At 31.5% G+C, this 11,188-nt stretch carries 11 protein-coding genes; 10 read left to right on the forward strand and 1 reads right to left on the reverse strand.

Translation table 11 applies throughout. The features are described 5' to 3' along the window. Positions 1-864 carry an SAM hydrolase/SAM-dependent halogenase family protein gene (locus N2251_RS02835; RefSeq protein ID WP_260585199.1) on the reverse strand — a complete coding sequence of 288 codons (864 nt, stop codon included), beginning with the start codon at positions 862-864 and terminating at the stop codon, positions 1-3. A 120-nt stretch (positions 865-984) separates the two neighbouring features. Here N2251_RS02835 and N2251_RS02840 point away from each other — a divergent pair, with 120 nt between their 5' ends. The 10 genes from N2251_RS02840 to N2251_RS02885 all read left to right on the forward strand — a co-directional run bounded on the left by N2251_RS02840 (position 985) and on the right by N2251_RS02885 (position 10,364). Continuing rightward, positions 985-1,938: a PhoH family protein gene (locus N2251_RS02840; RefSeq protein ID WP_260585200.1), complete on the forward strand. Its 954-nt coding sequence runs from the start codon at positions 985-987 to the stop codon at positions 1,936-1,938. 1 nt (position 1,939) lies between these two features. Beyond that, positions 1,940-2,131 (forward strand): hypothetical protein, encoded by a 192-nt coding sequence (locus tag N2251_RS02845; protein WP_260585201.1) that lies wholly within the window; start codon positions 1,940-1,942, stop codon positions 2,129-2,131. Positions 2,132-2,170: 39 nt separating this feature from the next. Beyond that, positions 2,171-3,118: a phosphoribosylaminoimidazolesuccinocarboxamide synthase gene (locus tag N2251_RS02850; RefSeq protein ID WP_260585202.1), complete on the forward strand. Its 948-nt coding sequence runs from the start codon at positions 2,171-2,173 to the stop codon at positions 3,116-3,118. Beyond that, positions 3,111-3,521, forward strand: coding sequence for a glyoxalase (locus tag N2251_RS02855; protein WP_260585203.1), 411 nt, complete (start codon positions 3,111-3,113; stop codon positions 3,519-3,521). The genes N2251_RS02850 and N2251_RS02855 overlap by 8 nt, the downstream gene beginning before the upstream one ends. Further along, a complete protein-coding gene (gene fabV / locus N2251_RS02860; RefSeq protein WP_260585204.1) occupies positions 3,499-4,686 on the forward strand; it encodes an enoyl-ACP reductase FabV in 1,188 nt (395 codons plus the stop codon). Before N2251_RS02855 ends, fabV begins: the two co-directional genes overlap by 23 nt. Positions 4,687-4,765: 79 nt before the next feature. Beyond that, positions 4,766-5,236, forward strand: coding sequence for a hypothetical protein (locus tag N2251_RS02865; protein ID WP_068706215.1), 471 nt, complete (start codon positions 4,766-4,768; stop codon positions 5,234-5,236). Between the two features lie 209 nt (positions 5,237-5,445). Next, positions 5,446-5,907 carry a (2Fe-2S)-binding protein gene (locus tag N2251_RS02870; RefSeq protein ID WP_260585205.1) on the forward strand — a complete coding sequence of 154 codons (462 nt, stop codon included), beginning with the start codon at positions 5,446-5,448 and terminating at the stop codon, positions 5,905-5,907. An 11-nt stretch (positions 5,908-5,918) separates the two neighbouring features. Then, complete coding sequence (locus tag N2251_RS02875; protein WP_260585206.1) at positions 5,919-8,129, forward strand: xanthine dehydrogenase family protein molybdopterin-binding subunit; 2,211 nt, start codon at positions 5,919-5,921, stop codon at positions 8,127-8,129. Positions 8,130-8,269: 140 nt separating this feature from the next. Then, positions 8,270-9,523, forward strand: coding sequence for an aminotransferase class I/II-fold pyridoxal phosphate-dependent enzyme (locus N2251_RS02880; protein WP_068706221.1), 1,254 nt, complete (start codon positions 8,270-8,272; stop codon positions 9,521-9,523). Positions 9,524-9,626: 103 nt separating this feature from the next. Continuing rightward, a complete protein-coding gene (locus N2251_RS02885; RefSeq protein ID WP_260585208.1) occupies positions 9,627-10,364 on the forward strand; it encodes a DUF4294 domain-containing protein in 738 nt (245 codons plus the stop codon). Positions 10,365-11,188 lie beyond the last annotated feature (824 nt).

The raw sequence follows: 11,188 nt of genomic DNA on the forward strand, positions 1-11,188 counted from the left end.
TTAATTTATTGTGGTAAAATCGGGTGTTTCAATGGTTTCAAACTCAATAGTAATGGTATCTCTATATCCTAGCCCTAATAAAGAAGATGCACCACCAACGGTGTTTAGATTGCTTCTGTAAATAGCAATTTCTAAAAAACCTGCCGAATTAAAAATAGCTAATTTTTCGCCATCACAATTCCTTTTTTCTTTAGAGACAGAGTAATCTACAATTTCATTATAGCGATTGTAAATTTTATTAAAAATAGATCGTTTGGCAGCAATGGTAAAATTACGACCTTTACCTATAGCTATAAAAAGTTTTTTATTAATATTCGTAATTACATTTCCGTAATTATCAACATAAATAACTCCTCCAATAATAATGTCTTTCGCTTGATTTACTTTTGGCTGAATTTCAACACTACTTTTATAAGAAGCTATTTCTTTACCAATAACATTTAGGCTACCACCACGAGCAATATGTGAAGCAACTTGTACAAAAACATCTAATACAGGAAAACTGGTTTCGATATGATTGTGAATATTGATTTCAACAATTTTTGTTGGTTTTATTTCTGATGCAATCATTGCAATTAATCCGTTATCAGGACAAATAAAATAATGATTGTCTAATTCAATTGCAATATGTTTATTCTCTGGACTTAATTCAGAATCTACCCCAACGATATGAATTGTTTTATCAGGGAAACTTTTATAGGTGTTTTTTAAAATATAAGCAGTTTCTGTAATGTTAAATGGGGTTATATGATGTGTAATGTCAACAATTTTAGCTTCAGGTAATTCACTATAAATTGCTCCTTTTACAGCCCCTACAAAGTGGTCTTTTATTCCAAAATCGGTAGTTAATGTAATTAGAGACATTAATTTAATTGCTTGTTAATTAGTAGGTTGAAAAAGTAAGCTAAAATTTATAGCAAAACTACATAATTCAATAAAAATAATCATTATTTTTAAAGTGAATAATATTAAAACCTTTGTCATTTGAACGAACGTATCATTGAACTAACAGAAATCGACCCAAATGAATTTTTTGGAGCTCAAAACAGTACAATTACAGCGTTAAAAAAGTACTTTCCGAAAGTGAAAATTGTTGCTAGAGGAAATAAACTTAAAATTTATGGAGAACCTGAAATTCTAGATGAATTAGAAAAACGGTTAGAAATGCTTGTAAAGTACTTCAATAAATATAATAAATTAGATGAAAACAGCATTGAACGTGTTTTAACAGCAACGGGAAAAGAAGAAGAAATTCGAAAATCCGGAAAAATAGAAGGTGTTTTAGTACACGGTGTTAATGGTAAATTGATAAAAGCACAAACAACAAATCAACGTAAAATGGTTGATTTGATGCAAAATAATGATATGTTATTTGCTGTTGGTCCAGCAGGAACAGGAAAAACGTATACAGCAGTTGCCCTGGCAGTAAAAGCATTAAAAGAAAAAGAAGTTCGTAGAATAATTTTAACAAGACCTGCTGTAGAATCTGGAGAGAATTTAGGTTTTTTACCGGGCGATTTAAAAGAAAAATTAGATCCGTATATGCAACCTTTATATGATGCTTTACGAGATATGATTCCGCATGAAAAACTAGAATCGCATTTAGAAAAAGGAATCATACAAATTGCTCCTTTGGCATTTATGCGTGGACGTACTTTAGATAATGCTTTTGTTATTTTAGATGAAGCTCAGAATACAACGCATAATCAAATGAAAATGTTCTTAACAAGAATGGGAAAACATGCAAAGTTTATTATAACAGGAGATCCTGGGCAAATAGATTTACCGCGTAAACAAGTTTCTGGGTTAAAACAGGCATTATTGGCTTTAAAAGATATTGGAGGTATAGCACAAGTGTATCTGGATGATAAAGATGTAGTACGCCATCGATTGATCAAAAAAATTATTAAAGCCTATAAAAGTATAGAAACAGAATAGTATGAAAAAGAAGGTAATCGCTTTATTAGGGCTTTTAATATGTATTATAGGTATAGTAATTTACTTTTTAGAATCTAAAAACAATATTATTCTTCCATCATTTTTAAAAGGAACAGGCTTGTGGTTTTTAATTATAGGCTCGTCTTTTTCTTTATTTTATTCTTTTAAGGAAAGAAATAAAAAAGAAAAATAAATAGTATATTTTTGCAGCCAACAACACAACAAACAAAGAATGAATACAATTAATGAAACTAACTTTCAGTTTCCAAAACAAAAGTCGGTTTATAAAGGTAAAGTACGCGAGGTTTATAATATAAATGATGAGTTATTAGTAATGATAGCTTCTGATAGATTATCAGCTTTCGATGTAGTTTTACCACGTCAAATTCCTTTTAAAGGGCAGATTTTAAATCAGATTGCTACCAAAATGATGAATGATACTGCTGATATTGTTCCGAATTGGTTACACGCAAATCCAGATGAAAACGTTGCAATTGGTCATTTATGTGAACCTTTTAAGGTAGAAATGGTAATTCGTGGTTATATGTCTGGTCATGCAGCACGTGAATATAAAGCAGGTAAAAGAGTTTTATGTGGCGTAACAATGGCAGAAGGAATGCAAGAAAACGACAAGTTTCCTATTCCTATAATTACACCATCTACCAAGGCTGATAATGGTGATCATGATGAAGATATAACTCGTGAAGAAATTTTATCAAAAGGAGTTGTTTCTGAAGAAGATTACATCGTTTTAGAAAAATATACACGTGCTTTATTTCAAAGAGGAACCGAGATAGCAGCTTCTCGCGGATTGATTTTAGTAGATACTAAATATGAATTCGGAAAAACAAAGGATGGCAAAATTGTATTGATTGATGAAATTCATACGCCAGATTCTTCTCGTTATTTTTATGCTGATGGATATCAGGATAGACAAGATAGAGGAGAAGCTCAAAAGCAGTTATCAAAAGAGTTTGTACGTCAGTGGTTAATTGAAAATAATTTTCAAGGAAAAGACGGACAACAAATTCCTGAAATGTCTGATGAAAAAGTTATCGAAATTTCAAATAGATATATCGAATTGTACGAACAAATTACAGGAGAGAAATTTGTAAAAGCAAATACAGCAAACGTATTAGATCGTATAGAAAAAAATGTTGTTAATTTTTTGAATGGATAGTAAAAAACTAACTATTAGACCAGTTTTAAACTTTTCATCTGAAATACCTATTGAAGATTTTCAGAATAAGACTGTGCGTCCAATTTTAAAATTACAACATGATTTATTGCTACAGTTTTTCATTTTTTTCTGTAATAAGCAAAAAGTAGATATTTTAAATGTCGAAAAAGAGAAGTTTAATAAAGTGGTGAACAATATCACCAAAAAAAATATAAATTTAAAAAATCAGTTTTTAGGTTTAATTATAGGTCAGTTTACCGTTGGTGAATTTGAGTTTTATAAAGAAAATAATGCTGATATTAATAAAAGAATTTTAATGATGATTGGCCAACGAATCAAAGACAGTCAATTAGAAATTAAAGATTTTAAAACAAACAACAATGATAATAGCACCAAGAACTAGAGGGTTTATTTGTTTAACATCTCACCCAACAGGATGTGAACAAAATATAAAAGATCAAATAGCATACGTACAATCGAAAGGAAAAATTGAGGGAGCCAAAAAAGTATTAGTAATAGGTGCATCAACAGGTTTCGGACTGGCATCAAGAATTTCAAGTGCCTTTGGTTCAGACGCTGCAACAATCGGAGTTTTTTTTGATAAACCAGCCACAGAAGGAAGACCAGGATCGCCAGGTTTTTATAATACAGCAGCTTTTGAACAAGAAGCTGAAAAAGCAGGATTATACGCAAAAAGTATAAACGGAGACGCATTTTCAAACGAAATAAAAGAACAAGTTGTTAAGCTAATTAAAGAAGACTTAGGTCAGGTAGACTTAGTAATTTATAGTTTAGCATCACCAGTAAGAACGCATCCAGAATCTGGTAAACGCTTTAAATCGGTTTTAAAACCAATAGGAGAGGTGTTTACAAATAAAACAGTAGATTTTCATACAGGAAAAGTATCAGAAATATCTATAAATCCAGCCGAAGGCGAAGATGTTGCTAATACAGTAACAGTTATGGGAGGTGAAGATTGGAAAATGTGGATGGATGCATTACAATCAGAAAACTTATTATCAGAAGGGGCTACAACAGTTGCTTATTCATATATTGGGCCAGAAGTAACAAAACCTGTTTATAGAAGCGGAACAATTGGTGCTGCAAAAGATGATTTAGAAGCAACAGCTTTTAAAATTACTGAAGATTTAAAATCATTAAACGGAAAAGCATATGTTTCTGTAAATAAAGCATTGGTAACTCAGGCTAGTTCTGCAATTCCGGTAATTCCGTTATATATTTCTTTATTATTTAAAGTGATGAAGGCAAAAGGAATTCATGAAGGGTGTATCGAACAAATTCAACGTTTGTATAGCGAACGTTTATTTGGTGGCGATTTAGATTTAGATGCCAAAGGAAGAATTAGAGTTGATGACTGGGAAATGCGTGAAGATGTGCAAGCAGAAATTGCAGAATTATGGAAAAAAGCAACTACTGAAAATTTAGCTGAGTTAGGTGATTTAGAAGGATACAGTAATGAGTTTTTTAAGTTATTCGGATTTAAAGTCGACGGAGTAGATTATGATGCTGATGTTAACGAGCTTGTTAAAGTACCAAGTATTCAGTAAATCAAAAAAATAAATTGAAAGCCTCATAGATATAAAGTCTATGAGGTTTTTTAGTTATATTTAATTTTTAAATTAAAAGATGAAAACAGCTACCGTTAAAATATTAAAAGACGAACTAAAACATAAGAATACGAACGAATTATTAGAATTATGTTTAAAATTAGCTCGATTCAAAAAAGAAAATAAAGAGTTATTAACCTATTTGTTGTTTGAATCACATGATGAAGAGAGCTACATTTTGGGAGTTAAAAAAGAGATAGACATTTTATTTGAAGGAATTAATACCAAAAGCTACTTCTTTATAAGAAAAAGTATGCGTAAAATATTAACAAGCACAAAAAAATACATTCGTTTCTCAAAGAAAAAAGAAACAGAAGTAGAACTGCTCTTATATTTCTGTGTAAAACTTAAAAACTTTAAACCATCAATACAAAAAAGCCCGCGATTACAAAATATATTAACAACGCAAATAAAGTTAATAGAAAAATTAATGGCTACGTTACACGAAGATTTACAATATGATTTCCGTTTAGAGTTAGATAAATTATAAAAATATTTCTCGTTATTCTGAATTTGATTCAGAACCAAATCTAATAAAATCTATTAAAAATAAAAGTGATAAAATATTCTTGATAACGTCATTCCGAATTTATTTCGTAATCACATTTAAGTAAAGCGAAATTATTTATTGCCAATTAACCGAAAAAAAATATAATTTTTTTACGTAACTTATTCGAGCAAAAACAAAAACTTCAAAAAATGCCAAATTATACATTAAAAATAAACGGAAAATCACATTCTTTTTCTACGGATGATGATACGCCTTTGTTATGGATTTTAAGAGATGAATTAGAAATGGTAGGTACAAAATTCGGTTGTGGAATTGCACAATGCGGTGCTTGTACAGTACATGTAGATGGCGCAGCAATGCGAAGTTGTCAATTAAAAGTATCAGAGTTAGATAATGAAGAAATAACAACGATTGAAGGTTTGTCAAAAGAAGGAAATCATCCGTTGCAAGAAGCTTGGGAGGAAGTTGATGTTCCGCAATGCGGATATTGCCAAGCAGGGCAAATAATGACAGCGGCATCGTTTTTAAAAGAAAATCCGAGTCCGTCTGACCAGGAAATTCGAGAAGCAATGCATGGTAATTTATGCAGATGTGCTTCTTACAACCGAATAGAAAAAGCAGTAGGAATCGCCGCTAAAAAAATGTCTTAAAAATTAAACTTATGAGTACATCAAAAAATAAAATTACGTTTAGTAGAAGGAGTTTTTTAAGAACATCGGCATTAGCAGGTGGCGGAATTATGATTGGGTTTAATTTGTTTACCGCATGCAAGCCCAATGTAAAACCATCAGTTGATATTGAAAATTTAAATTTTAATGATTTCAATGCATTTATTCAAATATCTAACGAAGGTTATGTAACTATTTATTCTCCAAATCCAGAAATTGGGCAAGGTGTTAAAACTTCTATGCCAATGCTTATAGCCGAAGAACTAGATGTTGACTGGAATAATGTACATGTAGCACAAGCTCCATTAGATACTAAAAATTATAAACGTCAGTTGGCAGGAGGTAGTCAATCAATACGTTTTGGTTGGGATGCTTTAAGGCAAACCGGCGCCACAGCAAAACAAATGTTGGTAAATGCTGCCGCTGTAAAATGGGGCGTAGATCCAGTAACATGTAAAGCATCAAACGGAATTATAACGAATGCTAAAGGAGAAACTTTAGGATATGGAGATGTTGTAAAAGAAGCTGCTGTTTTAGATGTGCCTGAAAATGTAACTATAAAAAAGCCTTCTGAATTTACCATTATAGGAAAGAGTGCAACCAATGTAGATTTAGAAAAAATAGTAACAGGTAAACCTTTATTTGGATTAGATTATAAAGCTCCCGGAATGGTATATGCAACAGTTTTAAGACCTCCGGCATTCGGTCAATTATTAGATTCTTTTGATGCATCTGAAGCAAAAAAAGTAAAAGGAGTATTAGATGTTATAATTATTGGAGATAAAGTTAGAAGTTTTTTAGATTCAGGTAAATCTAATTGGACTTTTAAAATGTCTGAAACAGATAAAGTGGTGGTGGTTGCAGAAAATACTTGGGCAGCGATTAAAGGAAAAAACGCTATAAAAGCTGTTTGGAAGACCAATAATAAAAAATTAGAAAATACTGAAGCTCATGATAAAATTCTAAATGATATTTTAGATGCTAAAGATTTTGATGTACGTCGTGAAGATGGAAACATCGAAAAAGCATTTGCATCAGCAGATAAAATAGTTGAAAGAACATATCATTCACCTTTTTTACCTCATAATTGTTTAGAACCAATGAATTTTTTCGCCAATGTTACTCTAGAAAAGATTGATTTAATAGGACCAGTACAAACTCCAGAATTTGCTGCGATGGTTGTTGCAGAAATGTTAAATAGAGATTTAGCCGATGTTCAAGTGCATATGACAAGAATGGGAGGAGGATTTGGTCGACGTTTATATGGTGATTTTGTATATGAAGCTGCTGAAATATCTAATGCAATTAAAAAGCCTGTAAAAGTTATATCGACAAGAGAAGATGATATGACTACAGGGGTTTATCGCCCAGCAATAAAATATCGAATTGCAGCTTCAATTAGAAATAATAAAATTACAGGATATCATTTAAAAGAAGCAGCTATTGATGGTAATATGTATGGGTTAATACCACATTTTTTCCCTGCAGGATGTATTGCAAATTATAAAGTATCTACAAAAAATTATCAAAGTGATATTACAACAGGGGCATGGAGAGCTCCGTATACTAATTTTTTAGCCTTTGCAGAGCAAGCCTTTTTTGATGAGTTAGCAGCAGAATTAAATGTAGATACTGTACAATTGCGTATCGATTTATTGCAAAACGTAAAAGATACTCAAGATAAAAAGATTGAGTATTCAGGTAAAAGAATGGAAGATACCATAAAACTAGCTGTAGAAAAAGGAAATTGGGGTAAAGAAAAAGAAGGTGTTTATCAAGGTTTTTCTGCATATTATAGTCATAACACCCACGTCGCTGAAGTAGCTGAAGTTGTTTTAAAAAACGGTTTGCCTGTAGTAACTAAAGTAGTTGCAGCGGTAGATTGCGGAATTGTAGTAAATCCAACCGGAGCAATAAATCAAGTACAAGGTGGTGTAATCGACGGAATTGGACATGCAATGTACGCTGATTTAACTTTCGAAAAAGGGAAACCATCTAATAAAAATTTTGATACCTATCGATTAATAAGAATGAATGAAACACCTAAGGTAGAAGTACATTTTGTTAAAAACGAATTATCGCCAACAGGGTTAGGTGAGCCAGGATTGCCCCCGGCAGGTGGAGCAGTTGCAAATGCAATTTATAAAGCTTTAGGAAAACGTTTGTATAAACAACCGTTTATCAATCAGTTAAAACAACCATAAAAACATAATTAAAAATAAGTCTTAATAGAAAAGATATCGATTTCGATATCTTTTTTTATTTCAAGTCATTAAGGAGGTTGTCAATTTTGAAAATTTCTTAAAAAGCATTATTTTCGCAGCATAAAATTACAAAAGTAATAATGGTAAAAGATTTATTTGAAAGAATTAAAGAAGATAAAGGGCCTTTAGGAAAATGGGCAGATAAAGCAGAAGGTTATTTTGTATTTCCTAAATTAGAAGGGCCAATTTCTAACAGAATGTCTTTCAACGGTAAGAAGGTAGTTACTTGGAGTATCAACGATTATTTAGGACTAGCAAATCACCCAGATGTTTTAAAAGCAGATGGAGATTCAGCTGCTGCTGATGGGTTAGCATATCCAATGGGAGCGCGTATGATGTCTGGCCATACAAAGTATCACGAGCAATTAGAGCAAGAGTGTGCTGAATTTGTAGAGAAAGAAGCAGCGTATTTAGTAAATTTCGGGTACCAAGGAATGGTTTCGGCCATCGATGCTTTGGTAAATAAAGATGATATTATTGTGTATGATATGGATACACATGCATGTATTATTGACGGAGTTCGTTTACATGCTGGTAAACGTTTTGTGTACCGCCATAATGATATAGAAAGTTGCGAAAAAAATTTAAAGAGAGCAACCAGGATGGCAGAAAAAACTGGTGGAGGAATTCTATTAGTTTCAGAAGGAGTTTTTGGAATGCGTGGTGAGCAAGGTCGTTTAAAAGAGATTGTAGCTTTAAAAGAAAAATATAACTTTAGACTTTTAGTTGATGATGCACATGGTTTCGGAACTTTAGGTGAAGGTGGAAAAGGAACAGGTTTTGAGCAAGGAGTTCAAGAAGGTATTGATGTTTATTTTGCAACATTCGCAAAATCAATGGCAGGTATTGGAGCTTTCTTTGCAGGAGATAAAGATGTAATTCAGTATTTGCAATATAACATGCGTTCGCAAATGTTTGCAAAATCATTACCAATGCCAATGGTAAAAGGAGCATTAAAGCGTTTGGATATGATGCGTACAATGCCTGAGTTAAAAGAAAATTTATGGAAAATTACAAACGCTTTACAATCAGGTTTACGTAATGCTGGTTTTGATTTAGGAACTACGCAAACATGTATCACTCCTGTATATTTAAAAGGAGAAATACCAGAAGCAATGGCAATGGTGCAAGATTTACGTGAAAATCACGGGGTATTTTGTTCAATTGTAGTGTATCCAGTAATTCCTAAAGGATTAATTATATTAAGATTAATTCCAACAGCACGTCATACACAAGCAGATGTTGATGAAACAATCGTAGCTTTTTCAGCAATAAGAGAAAAATTAGAAAACGGAACTTATAAAAAAGTAGCCGAAGCAATTATGGCTAAATAGCAAAATGCTCAGAAAATAAAAAAAACTCATGAAATATTTCATGAGTTTTTTTGTTTTAAAAAGAAACGAATACATTTGGTACTACTTATTGATACTAAAAAAAATGAAAAAGTTTTTATACCTATATATAATATTACAAGTTACCGTTCTAAAAGCGCAAATACAGGACACTTTACCTGATTTTAATAATGACTATTTTCTAGTCAAAAACGGAGATAGTTTAATGATTGCGTTAAATGAAGTCGCTATTTTACCAAAACACAAATATAAAACAGCATCAGACGCTCGTTATTATTATTGGTTTAAACGTAAAGTTTTCAAAGCGTATCCTTATGCAGTGCTAGCTATAAAAAAAATTGATAGTGTAGCGACACACTTATCGACATTAAAATCAAAAAAAGCGAAAAGAAGATTTGTAAAAAAAACACAAAAGTATCTAGAAGAAGAGTTGACAAAACCATTAAAAAAGTTAACAAGAACCGAAGGACGAATTTTACTAAAGTTAATTCATCGACAATCAGGTAAAACAGCCTTTAATAATGTAAAAGAATTACGAAGTGGTTGGAAAGCGTTTTGGTATAACACAACAGCTAATATGTTTAAGTTGTCTTTAAAATCAGAATATCTTCCTAGGCTTGAAAATGAAGACTTTTTAATAGAAGATGTATTGCAACGAGCATTTATTGAAGAGAAGTTAGAATATCAAAAACCTAAATTGAAAAAAGATTATTTATCTATAGTATCAAAGGGCAGAGGGTATATTGATGTAGAATTCTACAAGGAGATGTTTGCAAAACAACGCAAAAAGCGTGCTAAAAAGAACAAACGTAAAAAAAAGTAATCAAAATCATTTCTAATACAATATATATTAGTTGTTATTTTTTATGGCGCGTCAATTTTTCGCAAAAATTGTCGGGCTTTGACTACTCGCTTTTTAGCTTTACCAAGCAAAAAGAGCTCAAACAAAGAGCCTGTATTGATCGTATTCGATATATTCCATTCCTCGCGCAAAACTATTTAAAGTTGATTTCATAAAATAAAAAACAGCTAACTATCTAAAAAACAATACACAATAAAAAACGTCAAAAAAAACATAAAATAAAGCATTGTCATGTTAAAAAAGGGATCTATATTTGCACCCGCTAAGGGAAAAACGCAAGTTTAAGATTAGTGAAAGTTCATTAAAAACATTGTTAAGATATCATCAAGAAAAGATTAAAAATAAGTTACTAATAACTTGTTTAAATCAAAAGAAAGAAAGTATCTTTGCAGTCCGTTTAAAAAGCGGAAGTTTATTGAAAACATCGCAAAAATAAACTAAAAAAAACTTCAAAAAAAGTTTTGTCAGTTTTTAGAAAGTTTATAGATTTGCAACCGCTTTAAGAAAGCGAAAACGATCAAAGAAATTTTGGAATGATTTGGTAATAAAATCAGTTAGTTCGAATCTAACATTTCTACAAGAAGTCTGAGAAGATAATCAAGTTGAAAATACTTGTGAGTGTCGACTCGACACGTTCATTGAAAATATTGAAATTGACAGCGTAAACAAAGAGTAGAATAACCACGTTCTAATTCGTTAGAACAAATTCTTTTGAAACTTATTCATTAATATTATTTAAAATATACAATGAAGAGTTTGATCCTGGCTCAGGATGAACGCTAGCG

This window comes from Tenacibaculum haliotis (assembly GCF_025215075.1).
Lineage (GTDB): Bacteria > Bacteroidota > Bacteroidia > Flavobacteriales > Flavobacteriaceae > Polaribacter > Polaribacter haliotis_B.

What these genes read in the sequence shown, in the direction of transcription:
- N2251_RS02880 (WP_068706221.1), top strand. Translation starts at nt 8,270, where the DNA reads ATGGTAAAAGATTTATTTGAAAGAATTAAAGAAGATAAAGGGCCTTTA.
- N2251_RS02865 (WP_068706215.1), top strand. Translation starts at nt 4,766, where the DNA reads ATGAAAACAGCTACCGTTAAAATATTAAAAGACGAACTAAAACATAAG.
- fabV (WP_260585204.1), top strand. Translation starts at nt 3,499, where the DNA reads ATGATAATAGCACCAAGAACTAGAGGGTTTATTTGTTTAACATCTCAC.
- N2251_RS02875 (WP_260585206.1), top strand. Translation starts at nt 5,919, where the DNA reads ATGAGTACATCAAAAAATAAAATTACGTTTAGTAGAAGGAGTTTTTTA.
- N2251_RS02845 (WP_260585201.1), top strand. Translation starts at nt 1,940, where the DNA reads ATGAAAAAGAAGGTAATCGCTTTATTAGGGCTTTTAATATGTATTATA.
- N2251_RS02835 (WP_260585199.1), bottom strand. Translation starts at nt 864, where the DNA reads ATGTCTCTAATTACATTAACTACCGATTTTGGAATAAAAGACCACTTT.
- N2251_RS02885 (WP_260585208.1), top strand. Translation starts at nt 9,627, where the DNA reads ATGAAAAAGTTTTTATACCTATATATAATATTACAAGTTACCGTTCTA.
- N2251_RS02870 (WP_260585205.1), top strand. Translation starts at nt 5,446, where the DNA reads ATGCCAAATTATACATTAAAAATAAACGGAAAATCACATTCTTTTTCT.
- N2251_RS02855 (WP_260585203.1), top strand. Translation starts at nt 3,111, where the DNA reads ATGGATAGTAAAAAACTAACTATTAGACCAGTTTTAAACTTTTCATCT.
- N2251_RS02850 (WP_260585202.1), top strand. Translation starts at nt 2,171, where the DNA reads ATGAATACAATTAATGAAACTAACTTTCAGTTTCCAAAACAAAAGTCG.